This is a genomic window from Agrobacterium sp. SORGH_AS_0745 (assembly GCF_030818995.1).
In the GTDB taxonomy this organism is placed as follows: Bacteria; Pseudomonadota; Alphaproteobacteria; order Rhizobiales; family Rhizobiaceae; genus Agrobacterium; species Agrobacterium tumefaciens.
In genome coordinates this window covers 509162-534703 of the sequence record NZ_JAUTBI010000001.1, presented here as the reverse complement: position 1 = coordinate 534703, position 25542 = coordinate 509162, and the positions used below count along the sequence as shown (strand labels likewise).

Genomic DNA, 25542 nt, shown 5'->3' with positions numbered 1-25542 from the left:
CCTGAACTGCATTGCGCCCGAATTTTTTGAGCGCCATGAAAATGCTCGATACGCTTAAGCGTTCCATCGGTCGGCAGAACAATCGGGCCTTAGCTCATCTTATGGGGAGTATGGGCGGGGTCGCCCGAAAGGAGAAAAAAGAACGCCCGGCTGGTAGCCGGGCGTTTTTTAAAGATTAGTGGTGATGCTCAGGCATTTCCTTGAGCTGATCCTTGGTCCACGAGGTAATCGCGTGGACATCGCCGTCTTCATCGCGCATGAAATCGAGATCGCTGAGCGGTACTGCGACGGGCTTTGCGCCAATGCCGAGAAAGCCGCCGACGTCGATGATCGCGGTGCTTGCCGCGCCGACGCCATGGACGTGATCGACCTTGCCGACCTTGTGGTCATCTGCGCCATAAACTGTTGCACCTTCCAGAACCGACGGGGTCAGTTCGGTTTCAACGAGGCGTACGTGATTGGCATGATCCATTTTTCTTCCTCCTGCTTGGGTTGCGATATGGAAACTCCCGCAGTGCAAAACCGTTCCATCGCGTCTGGGGGATTTTGGGCTAAACCGGTTGTCTGAACGCTTAGGGGGCTGGTATGAACTCCAGCGGACCGCCCGCCGCAAAATCACGCTTGAAAAGATTGAACACGTGTGCAATATGAACGCGTGTTCAATCTTTTGAGAGATGGTTATTCCGCATGGACCTGATGCCTTATCCGGATACGTTGGCAGCCCGTGCCGAACTGTGCCGCAGCGTTATTCTTTCCGCCGGGGAACTGGTGCTGAAAGGCTTTCAGGGCGAGGCGACACGCAGCTTCTCGATGAAGGGCCCGCAGGACTTTCTGACGGTGACGGATGCAGCCTCCGAAGCGCATATTCGCGGCGCGATCTCGGCCTGCTTTCCTAAGGACAGTTTTTTCGGCGAGGAGGGCGGCGGTGTGATCGGTGATCGCGTCTGGGTCGTTGATCCCGTGGACGGCACCGCAAATTTCGCCCGCGGCATTCCGCACTTCTGCATCTCCATCGCCTATGTCGAAAACGGGCAAACCGAAATCGGCGCTATCTATAATCCGGCTCTGAATGAACTTTATTTCGCCCGACGCGGCGAGGGGGCAACGCGTAACGGGCAGCCGATCCAGGTTGCGCAGACGGAACGTTTCGATGCGGCCTCGATCGAAATGGGCTGGTCGACCCGTATCGCGAACGCCACCTATCTTGATGTCGTCAAGAACCTGCTCGATATGGGCACCAATGTGCGCCGCGCCGGTTCCGGTGCGCTGGCGCTTGCCTATGTGGCCGATGGCCGCTCCGATGCCTATCTCGAATTGCACATGAATTCATGGGATTGTCTTGCGGGACTGCTACTCGTCAGCGAAGCTGGCGGCGACGTCTGCCCTTTCCTGGAGATCGGTAGTCTTGAAGATGGCGGGCCGGTGCTGGCCGCAGCCAGCGGTGTTGCAAGCGGCGTCAGTCGGGCATCGAAGATACCTTTGGCAGAGCGGCAGCCTTCGGATCGGCAGCGGGCCGTATCGGCCTGAGTTTAGACGAGCGCCCGTCCGTGAAGGGTGCTTGGTGCATGTGGAGGAATGAGATGGATGGACCCGTTTATGCCCGGCCTGCGATCAGCCTGATTGCGGAAGGGCTCGGCCCGCGTAACGTTGCGCTCTATATCGGCGGCAGCGATGGTGCGAGCGACCTTGGGCTCCTTCACCGGCACGGCATTACCACCGTCGTCAACTGCGCCGTCAATCTGGATATCAATCTCGTGCAGGCGTCGGCGGAAGATGGCGACAGGTGCGCGGTGGGGTATGGCGACATCCGTTATTATAAGCTCGGTCTTATCGACGGCGAAGGCAGTCCGGACACGATGATGCTGGGGGCCTATTATATTCTCGACGGCGCATTGCGGCAGACCATGCCGAAGCGCGAAACCTATCCGTTCCCCGATGGCGGCAATGTGCTCGTCAATTGCCGCAGCGGCCGCAGCCGCTCGGTATCGCTGGTCGCGCTTTTCCTGCACAAGCAGCAGCCGCATCTTTACCCTAACCTCGACGATGCACTGGCTGTGATCCGCACGAAGCGGGAATTGCGGCCGGACGAATGGTTCGAGACACCGAAACCGATGCTTTATGCTGCTGCCCGCCGCGCTTCCGACTGGATCGATATGGTCGAAGGCAGAAAGACTGTCCAACCATGCTGAAACGCACGCTTCCTTCCGTCGCCGTCATTGCCGACGCCCATTTCCATGACACGGCGGCCGATTTCGGTTTTCCCGGAATAGAGGTCGATGGAGAACGCATCACCATGCGTAGCTGGTCGGATACACGCGAATCCACCCGTGTTTTCAACGAAAGCGCCGATGCGCTGCATGCTGCACTCGAAGAAGTGCGGCAGCGGGGCATTCGCCATGTGGTGCTGCTTGGCGACTATACCGACGACGGCCAGCGCGCGACATCCGAAACGCTGAAGGGTATTCTGGAGCGTCATCGTGATACCCATGGCACCGCCTTTTATGCGCTGCCCGGCAACCACGATATTTTCGGCCCGCGTGGCCGACATCATACCAAGGAGTTTCTAACGGAGAACGGCAAATGCCTTTCCGTTTCAAGCGATGCGCGGCGGGCCGGTGATCGGGTGGTGATCAGCGACCGGATGTATTGCGAAGGCTACCCCGTTGGCCTTGGCCCGATGGGGGCTTTCGGATATTTCCGCCAGCCGGACTATCTGCATTGGGAAACACCGTTCGGGCTTTCCGATGCGACGGAAGATCGTCTCTACGAGGTGCGTTCCCCCGATGGCACCAATATCTACTGGCTGATGGACGCATCTTATCTGGTTGAGCCGGAGCCGGGCCTCTGGCTGCTCATGATCGACGCCAATATTTTCGAACCGCTTGACGGCACTTTCGAGACGGGTGAGGAAGCGGCTTTCACCGACAGTACCTCTGGCGGCTGGAATGCGCTTTTGCGCTGCAAGCCCTTCATCATCGACTGGATTGCCGATGTGCGCAAAAGAGCGCAGGCGCTCGGCAAGACTTTGCTCGGCTTTTCGCACTATCCGGCGCTCGATCCCTTCGATGGCGCAAGCGGTGCCGAAAGTGCGCTGTTCGGCGAAACCAACGTGGTGCGTCGCACGCCGCGCAAGGCGGTTGAGGATGCGCTGGTTGAGGCCGGGTTCCAAGTCCATTTCAGCGGGCATCTGCATGTGGAAGGCGTAACCCGGCGTGGGGAAGGGGAAACCTCGCTCACCAATATCGCCGTGCCGTCTCTGGTTGCCTTTCCACCCGCCTTCAAGGTCGTCCATCCCCAGCAGCACGAGATTTCCATCGAGACGGTGGAAATGGCCGCGCTGCCGATTAACAGCCGCATTTGCCGGGGGTATGCGCAGGAAATGGCACTTGCGGGCGAGGATGAGGACCGCGCATTTGCGGCCGGCAATTATGGTGATTTCCTGCTTGGCCACAAACGCGCGCTTATCAGGCATCGTTATTTCACCAAGGAGTGGCCAGCCGGGATCGTGGCGGCGATTGCGGATAAAACCATATCCGAGGTTATCGGCCTGCTTGGTGAAAAAAGCCTTGCCTCGCATGATGCCGGGCTTTCCTCCGATCTGCCGATGTTCGAGCTTATTGCTGACTGGTATTGCCTGCGTCAGGGCGCGGGGCTGGCGCTTGTCCATATCGCGCCTCAACGGCTTTCCCTTTACCGGATGCTGGCGGAGCGGTTCGGCCGTGAGCCCGATCACCACGACGGTTCGGTTAAGAGTTTTATCGAAATCTTCTTCGGTGCCCTTGGGCTGTTTCTCGACCGTGCCGAAGGCGGTTTGCGGCATCTGGAGCTCCGTCTCACACCGCAACTCCAATCCGTTGCGGTGTGATCCGTAGGTTTTTTCGACGCAATCCACGATGTGAACGGGGCAGATCAACGTCCCCTCGGGGAAGAGTGGCGGCAAGCAGGACAGGCGAGGTGATCTAGTGGAATCGGTCGTTGTCAGCATCAATCTGTTCGGCGCGGTGGCGCTGCTGCTTTTCGGCCTTGGGCAGATCAAGGACGGAATGTCGCGTGCCTTCGGCGCCAAGCTTCGCATCGGGCTTGCCGCCGGTACACGGGGAGGGTTTCGCTCCTTCATCGCCGGTCTCGTGGCGACGATCGCCCTGCAGAGTTCGACAGCCACGGCGCTGATGGTTGCCTCCTTCGTTGAAAAAGACTTGATCGCACCGGCGATGGCGCAAATCGTGCTGCTCGGCGCGAATGTGGGTACTGCGACGACCGCGTGGATTGTCGCACTCGGTCTTGGCTGGCTGTCGCCGATGCTGATCCTTGCCGGTGTCATTCTATTGCGTGGAAAGTCGGTGCAGCGGCAGGGTGCGGGTGCTGCCCTTGCCGGTGTCGGCCTGATGCTGCTTTCCCTGCATCTTCTTTCCGCGGCGACGGATCCGATCCGGCAGTCGCCGGCGCTTAACCTCTTCATTTCCATGCTCGGCAATGCCTGGCCGGTCGCGTTGATCTTTTCCGCGGTGCTGGCCGTGCTGGCATCATCGAGCCTTGCCATCGTCGTCCTCATACTCTCGCTTGCGGCAAGCGGCGGCATTGAAACAAGCCTCGTTATCGTGCTGGTACTCGGCGCCAATCTCGGCGGCGCGGTTCCGCCGGTGCTGGCGACGTTGAAGGCGCCGGTCGCGGCGCGCCGGGTGGCGCTTGGCAACCTCATCGTCCGGACCACCGGCTGTGTCGCAGCCCTGCCTCTTGCCGGGTACGGCGCGGCACTGCTCGACATGTCGCCTTTCTCGCACGCCAATCTAGCGGTCGATGCGCATCTCCTTTTCAATCTTGCTGTTGCCGCGATCGCATGGCCGCTATCGCCGTTGTTGCTGCGGATGACGACCGCGCTGCTGCCGGAAAAAGAGGGAACCGAAAGCCGCCGCAGCTATCTCGACAGTCATGATCTGGGTCAACCGGTTGCGGCGCTTGCCGGTGCAAGCCGCGAGGTCATGCTGGTTGGTGACCTGATCGAGCGCATGCTGCGTCAGGCGAATGACGCCATGCGCGACAGCGATCTTTCCAAGCTCAATGATATCAGTACGCTGGAAGGCCGGGTCGACAGTATCCAGCATGCCATCAAGGTCTATGTCTCAAAGGTGGGCCAGGACGGTTTGTGCCAGAAGGATCAGCGACGTGCGATGGATATCGTTGAATATGCCATCAATCTCGAACATATCGGCGATATCATCGAGAAGGGCATCCGCCCGGAAATCGCCAAGAAGATCAATCTTGGTCTCAGGTTTTCCGATGATGGCAAAAGCGAGCTGGAACGTCTATTCTCCATCACGCTCGACAATATCCGCATGGCGCAATCCGTTTTCGCCACCCGCAATGCCGACCTTGCCCGTCGGCTGGTGGAGGTGAAGGAAGACGTGCGCCGGCTGGAAAAACAGTCATCGGAGCGACATCTCCAGCGCCTGCGCGACGGCCTGACCGACAGCATCCAGACAAGCTCAGTGCATCTCGACATGCTGCGCGATCTGAAGCGCATCAACGCCCATATCGCCGCCGTCGCACATCCGATCCTCGATGAAAGCGGTCTCCTGATCGAAAGCCGGATCAAGCAGGCGGGTTGAAGCCATGCCAGTAAAACGGCGCTGTGGTTTTTGCCCAGGAGTGCTCTTCTAGCGCGCGGTGATCCTTTCGACCATCTCAACGGGCACGACCTGAAGCCGGGTCTCGGGCTCGTCGCTGTCGAGGGCGGTCAGGACCTTCTCGGTCAGCGCGTCAAAGGATTGGGCAACGGTCGTCAGCTGATAGCTTTTCCAGCCCGCCTGCGGAATATCGTCGAAACCGACAATCGACAGGTCTTCAGGAATTCGGCGGCCCATCTCTAGCCTTGCTGCATCCATGAAGCCAAGTGCCAGCAGATCAGTCACGCAGAAGGCGCCGTCTATTGTCTTGTCCGTCAGCAACTCGCAGCCTGCCTGATAGCCGCTGTCATAACTCGTCGGACCGCCCGACCATGGAACGACCTCGATACCCTCGATGCTCATGCGCTGGGTGAAAGCGCCGGCGCGGCGCAGCTGTGCCGGTGTCTGGCTGCCGCTGGAAACGACCGCGACCTTCCGGCATTTTGCCGCCACAAGCCGCATGGCGGCGAGATCGGCGCCGTGGGAATCGTCGCTCAGCACCATGTTCGTATCGGTCCGGTCGAGGCGCTGGTTGATGAGGATGAGGCGCACGCCATTGGCAATGCATTCGTCGACGATAGATGCTGGCGGCTCGCCGGAGAGTACGACGATGGCCTGGGCGCGAAACTCGAAAAGCAGTTCGATCAGCGGCGCGATATCCTTGCGTGCATCGGCCGCATTCAGCAGCAGGCATTGCAAGCCGCGACGCAGAAGGCCGATGCTGAGGAGGTCGAGCTGTTTTGAAATAAACGGCGAGCTGAGATTGGCACCGACCACCCCGATGAGATTGGATCGGTCATTATTGAGGCCCTGGGCCAGACGGTTGACGCGGTAGCCAAGCTCATGCGCGGCTTTCAGCACCTTGCGCCGGACGGCCTTCGATACGCTGCCGCCGGGGGTGAATGTGCGCGAGACGGCGGAGCGCGAGACACCAGCCTTTTTCGCCACCTCTTCGGCCGTCACGAACCCTCTCGCCATTCAACTTCCCCGTTGCAAAACCTCATGTCTGATATCACAGGCCATAAGGGTCGACTATTCCAATCGAAATATTTCAGGTGCGAAGCGCTTTTGCTGATGGAAGGCGGTTCTCGCTTTCGCCGGCAAATATATCGTCCTTTCCATTTTCATTCTGCGGGAAAAAATGACTGCTTGTGCGTCGATAAAAAAATTTGCAAAACACGTTCAATAAAACCGTTTAAAAACAATGGCATATATCAATGATCACGTGTGCATTTTTTCGTTGACAAAATGCCGTTTAGGATGGATCATGCATTCCAAGGTTAAGCGCTATATGGAATATTTATTCCACGTTTTGCTTGCCGGCGATGTTTCCGGGAGGAGCTGGATCATCGTTGCTCGCGGGCCTGATGTGCCCGCTGCTGAAGCATTGACGCATTGCTCATGTTCGACGCACGCGCCGCCTGTTCCGCAGGTTGCGCGCAGGCAGATGCTTGCCGGCGTGTCGGAGCAATGTTGCGGCCATATGGGGAGGAATAATGGCTCTTTTAAGCGAATCAACGAAGGCGGAGGCACTGGGGCGTCCCCCGGCGACCGCGCCTTCGGCATGGCAGGCCTGGCGATATCGCCTCAAGGTCGCGCTCAGGGAGCCGACGACGCTCATCGGCGTGCTAACGGCGTTACTTTTCACCTATCTGATCGTCGTTCCGATCATCTCTATCGTTCTGGATGCCGTCCGTGTCCAGTTCGGCCACGAACGGCGTCTTGGCAAGGATGTCGGTGACCTCACGCTCTATTATCTCGACAGGGCGTTCTTCTCGCCCGTCGCAACGGATCTTTTCTGGCATCCGCTCTTCAACACGCTCACCGTCGCTTTGGGGGCGATTGCGCTTTCGCTTGTTATCGGCACGGTGCTTGCCTGGCTTATCAGCCGCACGGACATGTTCGGTCGCCGCTGGTTCGCGACCGCGCTGATCGTGCCCTACATGCTGCCCGCATGGACCTTCGCTCTCGCCTGGACGACGCTGTTCAAGAACCGCACCGTTGGCGGCCAACCCGGCTGGTTCGAGGCGATGGGCCTGACACCGCCGGACTGGGTGGCCTATGGGCGCTTCCCGATCACCATCATCCTTGCCCTGCATTACACACCTTTCGTTATCCTGCTGTTCGGCTCGGCGCTGCGCCGCTTCGACTCGCAGCTGGAGGATTCGGCCCGCATTCTCGGCGCTCATCGTTATCAGGTGGCTTTGCAGGTCATCCTGCCCTTGATGCGCCCGGCGCTGCTCTCTTCCATGGTGCTGATCTTTGCAAAGTGCCTTGGCGAATTCGGCGTACCCTATGTTCTCGGGCTTCCCGTGAAGTTCGAAGTCCTCTCGACATCGCTGTTCCGCAGCATCGCCTCGCGCCAGACCGGTGTTGCCGGCGTCGTTGCGGCCTCGATCATGCTCATCGGCATCATCACGCTGATGATCGATGCCCGCCTGGTTCGCGAAGCCCGCCGTTTCGTGACGATCGGCTCGAAGGGGTCGATGAACCGGCAAAGCCGCCTCGGCAAAATGCGTCTTCCGGCAACGGGCTTTGCGGCCGCTGTCTTCATTCTCAGCGTCGGCCTGCCTTTGCTCACCCTCGCTCTCTCGACCGTCATGAAGATGCCGGCCAAATTCACGTTCGACAATTTCACGCTCGATTACTGGATTGGCAGCAATCTCAACACGGTGGCCTTGCAGACCGGCGTTCTTTTAAGCCCCGATCTATGGGCAGCCGCGAAGAACACGATGATGATCGTTGGTCTTGCCTCGCTCACATCTGGCGTCCTCGGTCTTCTGGTCGGGTATGTCGTCATCCGCACGCCGGTGCGCGCCCTGTCGGTCTATCTGCGTCAGGTCACGTTCCTGCCCTATCTCGTGCCCGGCATCGCCTTTGCCGCCGCCTATCTCTCGCTGTTTGCGGTTCCACGCGGGCCGATGCCGGCGCTCTACGGCACGGTGACGATCCTTATCCTCGCACTGATTGCCGACCAGATGCCCTATGCCTCGCGCGCCGGTATCTCGGCCATGACACAGCTTGGAAAGGACCCGGAAGAGGCAGCACAGATTGCCGGTGCCGGTTGGTTCCGCCGCATGGTCTCGATCGTCATCCCGATCCAGAAGGGATCGCTGGTAACGGGGGTTCTCCTGCCCTTCATCTCGGGCATCAAGGGCTTGAGCCTGTTCGTGATACTCGCGGTGCCGAGCACGGATGTTCTGACCACCTATTCGCTGCGGTTGGTCGACTACCACTATACGCAGGCCGCAAACGCCGTGGTGCTGATCATCGCTGGCATTGCCTATTTCGGTACCCTGTTGGCCCAGAAGCTGACCCGCACAAATCTTGCAGAAGGACTTGGAAGCTGATGCCTACCATCAACCTGCGCGGGGCGCAGAAGAACTACGGCGTGAATTCCGCAAATGCGGTTTCCGATCTCGATCTCGAAATCCGCGACGGCGAATTCATGTGCCTGCTTGGCCCTTCCGGCTGCGGCAAGACCACGACGCTGCGCATGATCGCGGGTCTTGAAAACCTCTCCGGCGGTGAAATCCGTGTCGGCGACAGGGTGATAGATTCCGTCAATGACGGCATATTCGTGCCGCCGGAAAAGCGCGAAATGGGGCTCGTCTTCCAGAGCTACGCGCTCTGGCCACATCTGACCATCGAGCGCAACACCGATTTCGGCCTGCGCCTGCGCAAGCTGCCGAAAGCCGAGCGGGAGGCACGCGTCGAGCGCGTCATGCAGGCGCTCGACATTGCCAAGTACCGCGACCGTTATCCGTCACAGCTTTCCGGTGGGCAGCAGCAGCGTGTGGCGCTGGCCCGCATGCTTGCCGTCAATCCCGGCGTGCTGCTTCTGGATGAGCCGCTGTCCAACCTCGATGCCCGGCTGCGGCTGGAAATGCGCGCCGAGCTGAAGCGGCTGCACAAGGAGTTCAAGACCACCATCGTCTTCGTGACGCATGACCAGTGGGAGGCAATGACACTTGCAACGACAATCGCCGTCATGAACGAGGGCACGCTCCAGCAGATGGGTACGCCGAACGATATCTACGACCGTCCGGCCAACCGCTTCGTCGCCGAATTCGTCGGCAGTCCGCCGATCAATATTCTGACCTTCAGCCAGCCCGGCGTGTCTGATATCGCCGACAATGCGGAGGCTTATTTCGCAACGCGCTATCCGCAGTTGCGCGGCATCGCCTCGGTCGGCATGCGGCCGGAGGCGATGGGTTACACGGCAAGGTCTGAGGATGTGCCGCAGGGCAGCCTTTTCGGTGAAATGACGGTGACCGGCGTGCTTCCGACGGGCGGTAGCTGGATTCTCGAATTGAGGAGCGAGAACCACACGCTGTTCCTGACCACCCATGCCCTGCCGCGCGTCGATAGTGGCGACCGTGTGTTTTTCCACGTGCCTCCCGACGCCCTGCATGTGTTCGACGCAAAAGGGCAACGGATTACGGAAGCGGACGCCGTGCTGAGGAGCAGTAGCTACAACTGACAACGACGAAAAGACTGACAATCGCTTGCTGAAGGAGGAGCAGTATGAAGCGGAAAATGACGGGCGGCCTTAGCCGTCTCCTGTGTGCAACGGCAATTCTGGCAACGTTTGGCGGCGTGGCGAAGGCGGGGGAGCCTTTCGACCTCAACGCCCTGATCGAGGCTGCCAAAAAGGAAAAGCCGATCACCGTCTATGACAGCACGGGCAAAATCGTCGAAATGGCGAAGAATTTCGCCAAGAAGTATGGCGTGGGCGCGGAGGGTGCGAAGGTAAAGGCAACAGCGCAGCTGGAGATGGTCATCCGCGAGGCGCGGGCCAACAATATTCAGGGTGACGTCTCGATCATCAGCGATGCCCCGGCGGCGATGGCACAGCTTATTCCAATGGGCTTCGTCGAAAGCTGGTTGCCGCCGGATCTCGCTGGCAATATTCCGCCGGAATATCAGGATCCGCTGACCGTCGTCACCAGCGCCAATGTCTGGGCCTACAATACCGAGCTTTTCGACAAATGCCCGGTTTCCAATATCTGGGAACTGACCGACCCGAAGTGGAAGGGCAAGGTGGCGATGCAGGATCCGCTCGGCAAGGCATCCTATGTCGACTGGTTCAACCAGATGGCTAAGCATGGCGATGGGGAGGTGAAGGCGGCCTATAAGGCGCTTTACGGCAAGGATCTCGAGACCGCAGAGTCAAGCGCGACAGCGGCCTGGGTCAAGGCACTTGCCGCCAACGCGCCGCTGCTGACCGATGCCGATGCAGCGGCGGCGGAAGCCGTTGGCACGCCGGGCCAGAAGCAGCCCTTCATGGGCCTCATCAGCTCGGCGAAGTTTCGCGATAATGCCGACAAGGGCATGAAACTCGGCCTCTGCAAGGAGCTGAAGCCGTGGATCGGCTGGCTTTATCCAGGTGTCGGCCTGATCACCAAGGGTACGGATAGCCCCAATGCTGCAAAGCTGTTCATTCACTACGTCATGACTGCTGAAGGCATCGCGCCGCAGGCGATCGACGGCAAGATGTCCACCAACAAAGACGTGAAACTGCCCGCCGACGAACCTTCGGGTATCGGCGCCGTGCTCGACCGCGTTCTGCCCTACAGCATGGCCACCAGCCTGGAAGACTGGGATGCGCGCGAAACCTGGCAGGACTTCTGGCGGGTGAATTACAAGAAATAACGGGGGGACCGACACAGTGAATATCATGACCAAGAACCGATATGGTGGCGAGCGGCGGCGGATGGCGGCTTCAGCCCTTTCCCTCATCTTCTCGCTGGCGCTTGGCGGTGCTGCCCACGCGCAGGACGCCTTTAATCTCGATGCGCTCATCGACGCCGCGAAGAAGGAAAAACCGATCACCGTTTATGCGGTGACCGGCAAGATCGTCGACACCGCACAGGCCTTCACCGCCAAATATGGCGTGCAGGCAAGCGGCAAGAAAGTGAACGAGGCAACTCAGGTCGAGTTGATGATCCGCGAACATCGCGCCGGCAATGTCGTCGGCGATGTCAGCGTCGCAACGGATGTCGCCTCCGCCATGGGGGAACTTCTGCCGGAAGGCATTGCCACCAGCTGGTCGCCACCGGATATGGAAAGCGATATTCCGCAAAAGCTGCGCGATCCGCTCGTGGTCGTTTCGGATCCGCATGTGTGGACCTACAATACCGAGAAATACGACAAATGCCCGGTCACCAACATCTGGCAGCTGACGGAGTCGCGTTGGAAGGGCAAGCTTGCCATGCTCGATCTCTTCGACAAGCCGCTTTATGCCGACTGGTTCAACCAGATCGAAACCCATCATGATGCCGATGTCGCCAAGGCCTATGAGGAGCTTTACGGCAAGAAGCTGGAAACGGGTGAAAAAAGCGCGACGGCTGCCTGGGTGAAGGCCTTTGCCGAGAACGCTCCCCTGCTGACGGACTCGAGCACGGTTGCCGATGCGGCGGGCGCTCCGGGACAGACCGATCCCTTTTTCGTCATCACCTCGGCGGCGAAATACCGCGATAATGAGGCCAAGGGGCTGAAGCTCGGTCTTTGCAGCGGTGGTCAAACCGTTTTCCGGGTTCCTCTATCCCGGCTTCGGCCTGATTGCCGGGCAGACCAAAAGCCCGAATGCTGCAAAGCTCTTCCTTCACTATCTGATGACGGAAGAGGGCATCGCGCCGCAGACGGTCGATGGCAAAATCTCCGGCAACACGAAAATCGGTCTGCCGGCGGACGAACCATCGCGGGTAGCCGATCATCTCGACGAGTTGATGGCCTTTGATGCCGCAACGGCGGCCGACGACCTCGACAAGCGCGAAGGCTGGCAGGATTTTTGGCGTGTGAACTACAAAAAATAACGGCAGGGCAGGCGCGAGCCTGCCTTGCCTCTTCCTTGGGAGGGGAACGATGAGAAGAAGCAGATTTTTACCGATGACGGCGATAGCCATCGCCGTTGCAGGCATATCCGCAATGGGGGCTGCAGCCGAAGAAACCTTCGATCTCGATGCGATCTTGGCGGCGGCGAAGCAGGAAAAGCCGATCAATATCTACGACAGCACCGGCAAGATCGTGGAGATGGCCGACAAGTTCAGCGCCAAATACGGGTTAAAGGCGACAGGCGTGAAGGTTTCCGCCAACAGCCAGCTGGAAATGATCATCCGTGAAAGCCAGTCCGGCAATGTGCAGGGCGACGTGGTGCTGATCACCGATGCGCCATCGGCGCTCGCGCAGCTTCTGCCGGCGGGTTTTGTCGAGAATTACCTGCCGGGCGACATGGTTGCGAAAATCCCGGCGCAGTTCCAGAACCCGCTGGCAATCTCCACCAACGCCAATGTCTGGGCTTACAATACGGAAGCCTATGATAAATGCCCGGTGACCAACATCTGGGAACTGACCGAGCCGAAATGGAAAGGCAAGGTCGCCATGGTCGATCCCTTGAGCAAGAGCACCTATACGGACTGGTTCAACCAGCTCGAAGCCCACGGCAACGAGAAGGTGGCGGCCGCCTACAAGGCCCATTTTGGCAAGGATATCGAAAAGGATGCGGCCGCAGCCTGGATCAAGGCGCTGGCGCAGAACGGCCCGCTTGCCACTGATGGCGATGACCCGGTGGCAGAGGCCGTCGGCGCACCCGGCCAGAAGCAGCCCTTCTTCGGCCTGCTCAGCTCTGCCAAGTTCCGCGACAATGCCGACAAGGGCTACAAGCTCGGCCTCTGCACTGGTCTCGATCCCTGGGTCGGCTGGACCTACATCAAGCTTGGGCTCATCGCCTCCAAGACCAAAAGTCCGAACATGGCGAAACTCTTCGTCCACTACATACTGACGGAAGAGGGCATCGCACCGCAGATGAAGGACGGCAAGCTGCCGACCAATATCGACATCAAGATGCCGGCTGACGAGCCGTCGGGGCTGATGAAGGTTGCCGACAGGCTGATGGGTTACGAGTCCGCCACCGGCCTCAACGATTTCGATCGTCGCGAGGAATGGCAGGATGTCTGGCGCGTCAACTACAGGAAATAATCCAGGCTGGCGCGGTCCTGCCGCGCCGGTCCCTCCTTTGCGAAAAAATAGACTGGATATGCCGATGCAAAGCCCTTCTTCGACTGAAAACAAATCTGGAAATGAGGAGGCGCTTTCCCGCTCGGTGCGGCTGATGAAAATCGCCGAAGCGGCGGCGCGTGCCGTGCGCGATCCGCTGCTGGTGGCATTCCGCTCTGATATGGCGGTGGATTACAAGGTCGATCTCCACGACATCGTCACCATTCACGACAAACGCGCCGAAGCCGCGATCCGCGCCGTCATTCTCGAACGGGAGCCGAATTCGGCGATCATGGGCGAAGAGGGTGGGCAGATCGGCAACGGCGAGGTGCAATGGTATGTCGATCCGATTGACGGCACGGCGAATTTTGCCCGTGGCCTTGCCTTCTGGTGCGTATCGATTGCCGCCGTCATCGGTGGGGAAGCCGTCGCCGGCGTGGTGTACGACCCCGTGACTGACCAGATGTTTTCCGCCGACCTCGAGGCTTCTTATCTCAATGGCGAAAGGCTACGCTCCCGCAGCGTTGCAGATGAAACCCGGGCGACGCTTATCACGGGCTATCCGGTCTCGCGCGATTTCCGGCTGGATGGGCGGGATGCGGCGCTTTCCAATTTCGGTGCGCTTGTCGAGACCTTCTCGACGCTGCGCCGGCCCGGTAGCGCTGCACTCAGCATCGCGCATGTGGCGGCTGGCTGGACAGATGCTGCTGCGGGCTTCGGCGTCAACGCCTGGGATGTGGCAGCAGCCATCCTCATTCTCAAGAATGCCGGGGGAACATACGAGCCGCTGACCTTGGGGAAGGTGGCGGAGGGGTCGGCCGATTTTCTCTGCCCCGGCTATATCGCTACGGGCGAGGGGGCTAATTACCAGACATTGCAGCGGGTGGCGCGATCCATATCCGCAAGCCGCATAGCCAGGGCAGCGATCCCGCCAAGCCAGACGGCTGCAAACGCCTGAACAAGCAAGGACATGACGGCCGCCACATCGGCGCCGATGGAGACAAGACATGCCGCAACCGGAAAAGACCCTATCTCGCGAACAGGAAACCGGCGAATTGCCGAAGCTCAGCCGCATCTATGAACGGCATCCTCTTTATGGCGTCGATCTCTTCATTTCAGGTAAGGAAGGCGCCAGCGATCTGAAGCTTCTGCGTGAAAACGGCATCACCACCGTCGTCAATTGCGCCGTCAATCTCGACTTCAACTTCGTGGAGCAGCCGCAGATCGTTTCCGATCATGAAGGCAGCGTCTATGGACCCGGCGAAATACGTTATTACAAGATCGGCCTGATCGACGGCGATGGAAATCCCGATACCCAGATGGTTGCGGCCCATTACATCCTGCGGGCGGCGCTCGAACAGATACTGCCCGACAAGCCGTCCTATCCCCGGCGCGAGCGCGGCAGCGTGCTGATCAATTGCCGCGGCGGCCGCTCGCGTTCCGTCGCCGTTGTTGCGCTCTTTCTGCATATGACGTTGCCGGTGGAATTCCCGACGCTCGACGATGCCATCAGCTTCGTACGCGTGAAGCGTGAGCTGCCTGAAAACGAATGGTACAAGGCGCCGAAACCGGTGCTTGCGGAAGCAGCCCGCCGCGCCGCCGGCTGGATTACCACGATCGATGCCGCCCACTAGAGCGGAGGACGGTTTTCACCGCTCGGCCGCTTCCTCGGTGATGCAAATGTGGAGACGTGCCGTGGCTTGCACGTCACGTCGCCATTTTGAAACGGGTTCGGGATTTTTCCAGCTCACGCCTCGGGAAGCGTGGTGTTCCAGACCCGGACCTTTTCGATGTTTCTGTCCGAGCAGGAAACGATCTCGAACTCGAACCCGTCGCCGGAAACACGTTCGCCGATCTCGGGAAGGCGATTGAGGCGCCAGAGGATGTAGCCGGCGACGGTGGAGTAACGATCGTCCTCGTCCACCAGATCGATATCCAGCAGATAGGATACCCGTCTCACGTCGACAGCGCCGTCCAGCAGCCAGGAACCGTCCTCTGCCCGTTCCGAAATCTGCGATTCCTCGCCTTCATCCGGAAATTCGCCGGCGATAGCCTCGAGAATGTCGGTAGGCGTCGTTATTCCCTGAAGCGTGCCGTATTCGTCGACGATGACGGCCATCTGGAGCGGGGATTTGCGCAGCTGCTCCATGACCTGCAACGCGGTGGCGCTTTCATGCACGACGAGGGGTTTGCGCAGCGAGCGCTCTAGGTTCAATTTGCCGTCATGCAGAAGATCGCGTAGCAAGTCCCTTGTTGCGGCGACACCGAGGAACGAATCCAGCTTGCCCTGCGCGAGCATCAGGCGGGAATGGTCGAGTTCCAGCAGGCGGTTCCTTAGCGTATCATGATCGGCGTCGACATCGAGCCAGTCGATTTCCGTCCGTGGCGTCATGATTGAGACAACGGGGCGCTCGGCAAGCGTAAGGACACCGCGGATCATGTCCTTTTCCTCGGATTTGAACAGGTCGCTTCGTGCCGCCTGTGCCGCGATGACGTCGGCTGTCTCGCCTAGGGACTGTTCTTCGCCGACACGGCCGCCCAGAAGCCGCAGAATGGCATCGGACGTCCGCTCGCGCATATCACCGGCGGTGATACGTCTTTCGCGATTGCGCCTGCCAATCTGGTTTGCCGCCTCGATGAGCACAGAAAAGCCGATTGCGGCATAGAGGTAACCCTTGGGAAGGTGGAAGCCGAAGCCTTCGACGATCAGGCTGAAGCCGATCATCAACAAGAAGCCGAGGCAGAGAATGACCACGGTGGGATGTTTCGACACGAAGCTCATCAGCGGCTTCGATGCTGCCATCATCACGGCCATGGCCACGCAGACGGCGGTAATCATCACCCAGAGATTGTTGACCATGCCGACGGCGGTGATGACGCTGTCGAGCGAGAACACGGCATCAAGCACCACGATCTGCACGATCACCTGCCAGAAGACGGCATGGACGACCTTGCCCTGTTTTGGCTTATGCGCGCCCTCCAACCGTTCGTGCAGTTCCATCGTTCCCTTGGCGAGCAGGAACGCACCACCGAGAATGAGGATGAGGTCGCGCCCGGAGAAGGAGAAGTCCGCGACCTGAAATAGCGGCCGCGTCAACGTCACGATCCATGAAATCGAAAACAGCAGCAGAATGCGCATGACAAGCGCCAGCGACAGACCGACGATCCGCGCCTTGTGGCGTTGATGCGGCGGCAGCTTGTCGGCGAGGATCGCGATGAAAACGAGGTTGTCGATGCCGAGGACGACTTCGAGGACGATAAGGGTAACGAGGCCGATCCAGATATTTGGATCTGCGAGGAATTCCATGGTCAGGGGCCTTTATGGGAACGGGCGCGAACGCAAAAAGCCCCGGACTGAACATCCGAGGTTGAAACCCGTTTCGTTGAAGAAAACAAGAAAGGACGAGGCTGGCTTCGCTTTACGCAAGCCAGCCTCGTTCGGTGTCGACTATCGTCGGTACTGTCGCCTTCGTCAGGCATATCGCGGAATTATCCCACTATCAGTCAATTCTTGTGCACGTGGCAGTAGCAGATTCCGGGCGGTCGGGGAAGCGTTTTGCGTGCATCATCCTTTGCGAGGCGGATTTGCAATCCTCCCTGCAAGGGCATTATCGCGTTTTTTCGCCGATATCCGAGGTGGTTCGCTTGTCGATGGCCTTGCCATCGAGGATGCCTCTCAGAACGTCGAGGCGCTCGTTGATAAGCCATCCATAGTAGTTTTCAACCGGCAGGAGGTTCTTTGCGCCTGCATCCACGGCCGTCCGCAGGCGTTCGGCGCGACGCCGGGGTTGGCCGACATTGTAGAGGGTGGCGGTGATGCCGGGATTGCCGGAAATGTCGAAGCCTTTTTCCCTGTAGGCGTCGATGGAATCTCGAAGGATAGCGGCGATGTAGATGATGCTCCGGTCAGGATCCATGACGTCGCGGTAAATCTCTTTCGGCCTGTCGGCGGAGAGTTTCGGCAGACCACTGGTTCTGTTTACGAGATCGGTAACCTGCAGCGCCGTCAACGGGCTGATCTGGCCAAGACCAAAGGTCTGTCCGGCATAGAAGGGCTGGAAGAAGGCCCGCTGGAACGAAATCGCTTCATAGCTCACGCCATCGACGACCTTGCCGCGGAAACTTGCATCCCAAACGATATCGCGGCAGCTCCATTGCTCGGATGTCGTGGCAAGCGTCGCGCAGGAGCGGAATTCCGGACGCTCGAGAAACGTCTTCAGGGCAACGCCCTGATAGCTGAATTTTATATCGAGTTCCGCATAGGAAATGGCCTTGACGTAATATGTCTGCAGGCGGTCCACGGCGGTGACGTTGAAAGTGTGTTCGCCAACGATAGCGCCGACGATATGGATAGGATCGATGCCATAGGCCGCTCCCGCCTTCCTGATCTTGCCAAGTAGACCGGGTTCGCTGTTTAGAAGATCGACCGTCTTGCGGAATTTTTCCTCATAGGTCGTGGAAAACGCCCTGGTCCTGATCGCCGAGGCCTGGGGTATTTCCGGCTGTTGGGCGGAGCGGTTTCCGGGAGGTACGACGACCATCTGCTGCGCTGCGGCATTTGAGGGCAGGCAGGCCAGTGCCAGAATGACAGCGGCCGCGCGGGTGGTCTTCGCAAACAGGCTCATGCAGCGTTCTCTAATATGTGGATTACTATTGCGTGACGGCCTCTTCATAGGCAGGCCGCCCCGGCGTGGCAAGTTCCCGCTGCTCACTTTACCGTTGCTGACCGTTCAGATGCCGTGGCTCCCCCGGCGTTATCCCAGTCAACGCCGCTCGTTGTCGGGACCATCGGGAGCGGAATTATCGGGTTCGTTAAAAGTCGAGCATTTTGTTTCATGTGAACTCAAATCGCCACCGGTAGGTCATGTCGTCAGGAGACGAACATGACCCATCTCATCAAATTGCTGCAAGCATGTTTCATTCTGGCCGTCGCGGGTTTCGCTGCGCCGGTGCAGGCGTCTCCTTCGATGCAGACTGGCAAGTTCACGTCGCAGCCCATCGGGCATTACGATTTCTGCAAGCGGCATACGGATGAATGTCAGCCGGTCAAGGAAATGCCGCCGCTCAGTCTTACGCCTGATGTCTGGGCTACCCTTGTTTCGATCAACAGCGCAGTCAATATCGAAATCGACCAGCGTTCCGACATGGAAGTGTGGGGTTACGAGGACTATTGGGAGTATCCCTATAACGGCGCGGGAGACTGCGAGGACCTCACGCTGGAGAAACGGAAACGGCTTATGGATGCCGGTTTCCCGGTTTCCGATCTGCTGATCACCGTTGTCCGCGACGAAAAAGGCGATGGCCATGCCATCCTCACGGTGAGAACGGACCGCGGAGATTTCATTCTCGACAATATGAAATCGAAGATCTTTCGCTGGGACGAAACGCCCTATACCTATCTCAAGCGTCAATCCACGGAACATGCCGGTCGATGGGTGGATATTGAAGGTTCCGGTTCGCCCGCCATCGCCGCTCGCGAGGTTGGCCGGGCCACCGCCACCTCCGCAACCGCGCGCCGCAACATCCTCGACATCATCATGGGGCGCTGAAGATTTCGCCTCGTGCGGATCGGAAAGCCCCGAAGGGCCGTCCGGTCCGGATATGCCCGGTGGTTCGTTTCACCGGCCTCCGAGGCCGGCTCCGGTCTCTTCATCAAACAAATGCAGGTCGGTCGGGTTGATGTCGAGGCCGACGACTTCGCCGCTCCTGACCTCACTGCGTCCCTGTATAGCGATGACCACTTCGGTCGATGTGCCAAGGGTGAGGAAGGTGGCCGAACCTGTGGTTTCCACGGCCGAAACAGGTAACGTCAGCGCCGCGCCGGTTGCGGTTCGCGGCCGGATGTGTTCCGGCCTGATACCAACGATGACACGCTTGCCGGGCGATAAGGGAGCCGGGTTTTTGATGGACTGCTGCGGCTCGCCTTCACTGAAACGCAGCTGAAGCGCCGCGCCGTCCGGGCTGACCGTTGCCGGAATGAAATTCATTGCCGGTGAACCGATGAAGCCAGCAACAAAACGATTGATCGGGCGGTCGTATAATTCCAGTGGCGTGCCCTGCTGTTCGATCACGCCGTCGCGCATGACGACGACGTGATCCGCCATCGTCATCGCCTCTATCTGGTCATGGGTGACATAGACCGAGGTGGCGTGGAGGCGGTCGTGCAACGCTCGGATTTCCTTGCGCATGTGCACACGCAGGGCCGCGTCTAGATTGGAGAGCGGTTCGTCGAACAGGAATGCCTGCGGGTTGCGGATGATCGCGCGGCTCATCGCCACACGCTGGCGCTGCCCGCCGGAAAGTTCGCGCGGATAGCGCTTCATCAGCTTTGACAGGCCTGTGGTGGCTGCAACCTCCTCTGCCGCCTTGCGGGCTTCCGATTTTGCCACGCCGCGCATGCGCAGCGAGTAGGTCAGGTTCTCCTCCACCGTCATGTGCGGGTAGAGCGCATAGGACTGGAACACCATCGCCACATCGCGCTTGCGCGGCGGCACACCGTTCATCAAAGTGCCTGCAATACGCATGTCGCCGCTCGATATGGTTTCCAGCCCCGCCAGCGAACGCAGCAAGGTGGACTTTCCGCAACCGGACGGGCCGACGAGGGCGACGAAGGTGCCCTTCTTGATGGAAAGATGGATGTTCTTCAGCGCGTGGAAGGCGCCGTAATATTTGTTTACGCCGGAAAGTTCGATCTGAAGGGTCATTTTAACGCTCCCGATGTCAGGCCGGAAACGATGCGGCGCTGCAAGAGAATGAACAGGGCAAGAATGGGCGTCACATACATGGTCGCATAGGCCATGATGTTGTTCCATTCGCTGGTGTTGGGGCCCATGAAGGAATTGAGGCCGACACTGGCAGGCTGCAATTCAGCCGCCTGGATCATCGATTTCGAATAGACGAATTCCCCGAATGCCTGCATGAAAATGAGAATGGCGCTGACGAGAATGCCGTTTCTGGCAAGCGGCAGCACGATGTTGAAGAAGGCGCCGACGCGGGAATTGCCGTCCACAAGCGCTGCCTCTTCCAGCTCCTGCGGCACCGCCATGAAGGTTGCGCGCACCAGCACCACGAAGAAGGGCATACTTTTCGCCGCAATGGCGAGAATGACCGACAGGCGGGGATAATCCAGCAGACCCACTTGCGAGAAGCCGACGAAGATCGGCGTAATCATCAGGGACGCCGGCAGAACCTGCAGCATGAGGATGAGGAAGAGGCCGATATCAACCCAGACGTTGCGATAGCGCGCCAGCACATAGGCGCAGCCAACGCCAAGCACGGTGATGAGCGCCACGGCACTTGAAGCGATGAGCACCGAATTCCACAGATAACGGCCCATATTGCGGCTTTCCCAGACATAGGCATAGGTCTGCCATTGCGGATCGGCCGGCCAGAAGCCCGGCGGGTTCGCAAACATCTCCGAGCCGCTTTTCAGCGAGGTCAGATACATCCAGTAGAGCGGAAAGAGATAGATGACGGCAAGCACGATGGCGATTGCCAGCATCAACCGGTTGCGGGTCGTGATACTCATCCGCGCACCTCATGCCGTGTCGAGCGCACATAAACGACGGAAGCCAGCATGACGAAAACGATCATGATGACGGAGATCGTCGCGCCCTTGCCGAAATCATATTGCCGGAACGAAAGATCCCAGGCCCAATATTGCGCCACGTTGGAACTGTTGTTGGGCCCGCCATCGGTGATGGCCGCGAAAAGATCGAACTGCTGAAGCGTGAAGATCAGGCCGAGCGAGATGATCGCGCCGATGGTGGAACGCATCATCGGCAGGGTGATGGTGTAAAAACGCTGCCAGGCGTTCGCGCCATCCAGCTCCGCCGCTTCGTAGAGATCACCGGGGATGGAGGCGAGGCCGACAGAAAGAAGGATCATGTTGAACGAGGTGCCGAGCCAGATATTGGCGATGACCACGGCCCAGAGCGAAAAATTCGCGTCGGATCGCCAGAAGATATTGCCTGAGATCATGCCGCTTTCCCGCAGGAAGAAATTCAGCACGCCGAAATCGCCTCTGACAATATCCAGTTCCAGATCGCGCCGACGACGAGGCCGGGCATGACCCAGGAAACGAGGAACAGCCCGCGCAGCCAGGTGGCGCCGGGAAAGTTCACCCAGAAGAACAGCGCCAGACCGAAGCCGATGGCAAATTGCCCGGCAATCGAGGTGACGACAAAGGTGACGGTGTTGAAAAGGATCGGCAATGTTTCCGGTTGCCGGAACAGGTCGATATAATTCTTGAAGCCGACGAAGGGGCGCACGAAGGTGCCCAGGCTGAACATGTCGACTTCCTGAAAGCTCATGACGATGTTGTAGATGAGCGGCAGCCCCGCCATGACGAACAGGAAGCCCAAAGGAAAAGCGACAAGGATGAGGTCAAAACCACGACCGTCGCTGACGCTGGAAAACAGTTTTTTCATGAAACATCCTCACAAGCTCCGATCGGGGCCGCCGCTGCATCAAGCAGCAGGCAGCCCCACCGGGAGGAACCCCTTGGATGGGGCCGGGTGAACCCGGCCGCCCGCCCAGACAGATCAGCCTTCGATCAGCTTTATCTTTTCAGCGGCCTGATCGAGCGCGGCCTTCGGCGTCATCTGACCCGACAGGGCGCCCTGGATAGCGTCCTGGATCGCCTTGGAAATCTTCGGCCATTCAGGCGAGGGACCACGCGGCTGCGCATATTTGAGTTGCTCGATAAAGGTCTTGAGCGCTTCGTCCTTCAGCGCGTTGCCGGTGGGCGGAACGGGAATATCGGAACGCGCCGGCAATTGCCCGAAGTTTTTGAACATGTCCTTGTCCTGCGAGGCGAAAAATTCGATGGCCTTGAAGGCTTCGGCGGGATGTTTGCTCTTGGAGAAGATCGCCCAGTTATAGTCGCCCATGGCCGAAGACCGCGGCGCGTCCGGCGTCGGAACCGGCAGTAGCGTCACGCCCCAGTCGAACTTGGCGTCCTTGAGCATGCGGTCGATTTCCCAAGGACCGGAGATCGCCATGGCCGCGTTGCCGGCGTTGAAGGTGGCGGTGGAATCCCACTGGCTGCGCGTCAGCGTATCCGGCGAGGCCAGCTTTTCACTGAGAAGGGTCTTCCATGTTTCAAGCGCCTTCACCGCGCCATCGGTATTGATGTTTTTGTAGGTGGCGCCGGCCATCTGCGCCCATGGCAGAAACTGGAAGGTGCCTTCCTCGTTGGCCTTGGCGCTGAAGCTGATGCCGTAAACATTCTTGGCGGGGTTGGTCAGCTTGCGGGCAGCTCCCACAAGCTCGTCCCAGGTCTGCGGCGGTTTTGCCGCATCGAGACCGGCTGCCTTGAACAGGTCCTTGTTGTAATAGAGTGCGATCGTATTCGTCGCCTTCGGAACGCCGAAATATTTGCCATCCCAGGTTACGGATTTCAGCGGGCCCGGAAAATAGTTTGCCGTCTTGATGACGTCCGACTTCGCAATCATATCCGTCACGTCAAGAAACGCGCCACGTGCGGCGAACATGGCGTGGTTTGGGTTGTCGATGGCGATGATATCGGGCGCGTTGCCGGTCGAGTAGGCGCGCATGGATTCGCTCACCACATCATCGAACTGCAATTGCCGGTATTCGATCTTGATGCCGTTATTGAGCTTGTTGAACTCGTTTACGAGGTTGGGTGCCGGCTGGATGTCCCTGTCCAGCGACCACAGGGTCAAGGTGACATCTTCCGCATGCGCCACCATCGCACCGGCGGATACGCCTGCCAGAACAAGCGCACCGGCGATCATGCATTTCGCGATACCCATAATAATCTCCTCCTCTTGGTTATCGTCTCTGCAATTACTGGAAGCCTTCTCCCAAAGGCTTCCATTCCTCAGGTGGGATCGACGACAAAATCGCCGCCCCGGCAATGTTTCAGATAGTTCAGACCGTGTACCTGTCCCGTCATTTCCAGCGCGTCGCGATAGACGGGGTCATGCCAGCCTTCGATGTCGATCGAGCCGGACCAGCCGGCCAGGCGCAGTTCCGAAATAATGTCCGTCCAGTTGCTGTCGCCGAAGCCCGGCGTGCGCATGAAGACGAATTTTTCCTTGCCGAAAATCCCATGCTCACGAATGACATCCCAACGAATGGTCGCATCCTTGCCGTGCACGTGGAAAATCTTGTCCGCCCATTTGCGGATCTGCGGCAGCGGATCGATGAGATAAACCATCTGGTGGCAGGGTTCCCATTCGATGCCGATATTCTCGTCCGGCGTTTCGTTGAACATGAGTTCCCACGCATCCGGATTATGGGCGATGTTCCAGTCGCCGGTTTGCCAGTTGCCGTCCATGGCGCAATTTTCAAAGGCGATTTTCACGCCCTTGTCCGCTGCGCGTTTGGCAAGCTCGCTCCAGATTTCCTTGTAACGGGGCAGGCTCTCGGGCAGCGGCTTTCCGCGCAGGCGGCCGGTGAAACCGGCAACGCAGGTGGCACCGAAGTGATGAGCATTGTCGATGCAGTCTTTCCAGCCCTGCAAGGTCTGAAGGTCGATTTCCGTTTCCTCCAGCGGATTGCCGAACATGCCGAGCGTGCCGATGGTGATGTCGCGGTCACCGATCGCGTCAAGTGAACGCTTGCCAAGCTCGGCAAGGTCCTGGCCGTTGGTCGTCTGCCAGAAGAACGGTTCGAAGCTTTCGAAACCAAGATCGGCTATCTGCCCGATGCGTTCAGCCGCCTGTCCCTTGGTGGCGCTGACCATGGTGCCGATGCGGATGGATTTTGCCGGATTGCTCACGTCTGTCGGTCCTTATGCTGCGATGGAAACGCGCTGGCCGATGCGGGCGCTTTCAATCGCGCCGATCACCATTGCCAGGCTGTTGATGTTGTCGAAGGAGGCCGTTTCCGGCATCTGGCCGGTACGGATGGATTGAAGAAACGAGAGTATGACGCTGGCGTGGCCGTGCGTATCCTTCTCGGAAATACTATCGGAAACGTTTACGGTTTTGAATCCGCGTAGAAGACCCGGCTCTTCGCCGGCGACGGATGCGGAGAAATTGTCTTCGCCGTCCCAGAGGATCATTCCTTTGGAGCCAATCAGCCGCCAGCGGGCTTCCCAGCTGGTTCTTTCGCCTTCCGCGCACCAGGAGCCGCGATAGGTAAACACCACATCGTTGGAGAATTCGAATATGGCATTGGCGCTTGCCCCGTGGGCGTACCAGGAGCCTGCCGGATTTTTCTCCACGCAAAACACGGAGAGCGGCTTTTCATCGGCGACGAAACGCGCCGCATCGAAAGTGTGGATCGCCATGTCGAGAAGAAGAACGTTCTTCATCTCCTCGCGGAAACCGCCGAAATGGGGCCCGAGGAAAAAGTCGCAGTGAATGGCCGTCAAATCACCGATAATGCCGTCTTCCACGGCCCGGCGCAGCCGTCGGATGCCGGAGATAAAGCGCCGGTTTTGCACCACAGCATGAATTTTTCCGGCCTTTTCCGCCAGTTCCACCAGCTTTTCGGCTTCTTCCATCGAGGCCGCAAGCGGCTTTTCGCTGAGCACATGGCACCCGGCTGCAAGACCGGTTTCAACCACGGCATACCGTGCCTGCGGGATGACGACATCGAACAGGATGTCGGCTTTGGTCCGTGCGAGAACATCGCGGAGATCGACGCCGATGATGACGTCGGTGAGGGAGAATTCTTCGGCAAGCGCGCGTGCCGTGTCTTCGTTCAGATCGACGAACCCGACGATCTTGATCGCGCCGAGAATGTCCGGCGTCGATTGAATGGCGCGCAGCCAGCCTCTGGCCATAGCTCCGCACCCGCATAAAACGGCATTGTATGTCATCTTCTCTCCCCGCTCTCTGGGCAAACTCCTCTTTGCGCAGAGCATCGTAAACGTTTACGACACTAGGATGATCATGTTAGATATGTC

Annotated in this window: 20 protein-coding genes and 2 pseudogenes; 12 read left to right on the top strand and 10 right to left on the bottom strand. The window is 59.0% G+C overall.

Annotated features, from left to right (window positions below; genetic code table 11):
* Positions 1-175 precede the first annotated feature (175 nt).
* The gene (locus tag QE432_RS02355) at positions 176-472 is read right to left on the bottom strand and encodes a PRC-barrel domain-containing protein (protein ID WP_003518197.1); all 297 of its coding nucleotides are present in this window, start codon (positions 470-472) and stop codon (positions 176-178) included.
* 215 nt (positions 473-687) lie between these two features.
* On the opposite strand from QE432_RS02355, the gene QE432_RS02350 reads away from it, so the two are divergent.
* From QE432_RS02350 to QE432_RS02335, 4 genes are all read left to right on the top strand, one after another.
* Complete coding sequence (locus QE432_RS02350; RefSeq protein WP_019566887.1) at positions 688-1527, top strand: inositol monophosphatase family protein; 840 nt, start codon at positions 688-690, stop codon at positions 1525-1527.
* Between the two features lie 53 nt (positions 1528-1580).
* The gene (locus QE432_RS02345) at positions 1581-2189 is read left to right on the top strand and encodes a dual specificity protein phosphatase family protein (protein WP_019566888.1); all 609 of its coding nucleotides are present in this window, start codon (positions 1581-1583) and stop codon (positions 2187-2189) included.
* The gene (locus QE432_RS02340; RefSeq protein WP_065705772.1) at positions 2183-3865 is read left to right on the top strand and encodes a metallophosphoesterase family protein; all 1683 of its coding nucleotides are present in this window, start codon (positions 2183-2185) and stop codon (positions 3863-3865) included. Before QE432_RS02345 ends, QE432_RS02340 begins: the two co-directional genes overlap by 7 nt.
* Positions 3866-3962: 97 nt before the next feature.
* Positions 3963-5606 carry a Na/Pi cotransporter family protein gene (locus tag QE432_RS02335; RefSeq protein ID WP_065705774.1) on the top strand — a complete coding sequence of 548 codons (1644 nt, stop codon included), beginning with the start codon at positions 3963-3965 and terminating at the stop codon, positions 5604-5606.
* 48 nt (positions 5607-5654) lie between these two features.
* Here QE432_RS02335 and QE432_RS02330 read toward each other — a convergent pair whose 3' ends face one another.
* The gene (locus QE432_RS02330; RefSeq protein WP_003518188.1) at positions 5655-6641 is read right to left on the bottom strand and encodes a LacI family DNA-binding transcriptional regulator; all 987 of its coding nucleotides are present in this window, start codon (positions 6639-6641) and stop codon (positions 5655-5657) included.
* Positions 6642-7159: 518 nt separating this feature from the next.
* Between QE432_RS02330 and QE432_RS02325 the strand changes: the two genes are divergently transcribed.
* The 7 genes and pseudogenes from QE432_RS02325 (at position 7160) to QE432_RS02295 (ending at position 15295) form a co-directional block, all read left to right on the top strand.
* Positions 7160-9013, top strand: coding sequence for an ABC transporter permease (locus tag QE432_RS02325; RefSeq protein ID WP_003518186.1), 1854 nt, complete (start codon positions 7160-7162; stop codon positions 9011-9013).
* A complete protein-coding gene (locus QE432_RS02320; RefSeq protein WP_174012291.1) occupies positions 9013-10146 on the top strand; it encodes an ABC transporter ATP-binding protein in 1134 nt (377 codons plus the stop codon). The genes QE432_RS02325 and QE432_RS02320 overlap by 1 nt, the downstream gene beginning before the upstream one ends.
* Before the next feature lie 44 nt (positions 10147-10190).
* Positions 10191-11318 carry an ABC transporter substrate-binding protein gene (locus QE432_RS02315; RefSeq protein ID WP_019566893.1) on the top strand — a complete coding sequence of 376 codons (1128 nt, stop codon included), beginning with the start codon at positions 10191-10193 and terminating at the stop codon, positions 11316-11318.
* 61 nt (positions 11319-11379) lie between these two features.
* Positions 11380-12481, top strand: a pseudogene (locus tag QE432_RS02310) (ABC transporter substrate-binding protein).
* A 73-nt stretch (positions 12482-12554) separates the two neighbouring features.
* Positions 12555-13643 (top strand): ABC transporter substrate-binding protein, encoded by a 1089-nt coding sequence (locus QE432_RS02305; protein WP_035200115.1) that lies wholly within the window; start codon positions 12555-12557, stop codon positions 13641-13643.
* A gap of 58 nt (positions 13644-13701) precedes the next feature.
* Positions 13702-14619: an inositol monophosphatase family protein gene (locus QE432_RS02300; RefSeq protein WP_035252692.1), complete on the top strand. Its 918-nt coding sequence runs from the start codon at positions 13702-13704 to the stop codon at positions 14617-14619.
* A gap of 49 nt (positions 14620-14668) precedes the next feature.
* On the top strand, positions 14669-15295 hold the full coding sequence (locus QE432_RS02295; RefSeq protein WP_013762253.1) for a dual specificity protein phosphatase family protein: 627 nt from the start codon (positions 14669-14671) through the stop codon (positions 15293-15295).
* A 113-nt stretch (positions 15296-15408) separates the two neighbouring features.
* Here the strand turns inward: QE432_RS02295 and QE432_RS02290 are convergent, their stop codons facing one another.
* Positions 15409-16968: a TerC family protein gene (locus QE432_RS02290; protein ID WP_038494886.1), complete on the bottom strand. Its 1560-nt coding sequence runs from the start codon at positions 16966-16968 to the stop codon at positions 15409-15411.
* 301 nt (positions 16969-17269) lie between these two features.
* Entirely contained in the window at positions 17270-18286 is a 1017-nt protein-coding gene (locus tag QE432_RS02285) for a DUF1402 family protein (protein WP_003518169.1), read from the bottom strand.
* A gap of 258 nt (positions 18287-18544) precedes the next feature.
* On the opposite strand from QE432_RS02285, the gene QE432_RS02280 reads away from it, so the two are divergent.
* On the top strand, positions 18545-19210 hold the full coding sequence (locus QE432_RS02280; protein ID WP_038494889.1) for a transglutaminase-like cysteine peptidase: 666 nt from the start codon (positions 18545-18547) through the stop codon (positions 19208-19210).
* A 69-nt stretch (positions 19211-19279) separates the two neighbouring features.
* Here QE432_RS02280 and QE432_RS02275 read toward each other — a convergent pair whose 3' ends face one another.
* The 6 genes and pseudogenes from QE432_RS02275 to QE432_RS02250 form a co-directional block, all read right to left on the bottom strand.
* The gene (locus QE432_RS02275; protein ID WP_065658464.1) at positions 19280-20365 is read right to left on the bottom strand and encodes an ABC transporter ATP-binding protein; all 1086 of its coding nucleotides are present in this window, start codon (positions 20363-20365) and stop codon (positions 19280-19282) included.
* On the bottom strand, positions 20362-21189 hold the full coding sequence (locus QE432_RS02270) for a carbohydrate ABC transporter permease (protein ID WP_003518166.1): 828 nt from the start codon (positions 21187-21189) through the stop codon (positions 20362-20364). Before QE432_RS02270 ends, QE432_RS02275 begins: the two co-directional genes overlap by 4 nt.
* Positions 21186-22090: pseudogene (locus tag QE432_RS02265) on the bottom strand (carbohydrate ABC transporter permease). The gene QE432_RS02270 and the pseudogene QE432_RS02265 overlap by 4 nt, the downstream one beginning before the upstream one ends.
* 114 nt (positions 22091-22204) lie before the next feature.
* Positions 22205-23437 (bottom strand): ABC transporter substrate-binding protein, encoded by a 1233-nt coding sequence (locus tag QE432_RS02260; protein WP_111800903.1) that lies wholly within the window; start codon positions 23435-23437, stop codon positions 22205-22207.
* Positions 23438-23505: 68 nt separating this feature from the next.
* Complete coding sequence (locus QE432_RS02255) at positions 23506-24408, bottom strand: sugar phosphate isomerase/epimerase family protein (RefSeq protein WP_013762259.1); 903 nt, start codon at positions 24406-24408, stop codon at positions 23506-23508.
* A 12-nt stretch (positions 24409-24420) separates the two neighbouring features.
* Positions 24421-25455, bottom strand: a complete 1035-nt coding sequence (locus QE432_RS02250; RefSeq protein WP_174012295.1) for a Gfo/Idh/MocA family protein — start codon at positions 25453-25455, stop codon at positions 24421-24423.
* Between the last annotated feature and the right edge of the window lie 87 nt (positions 25456-25542).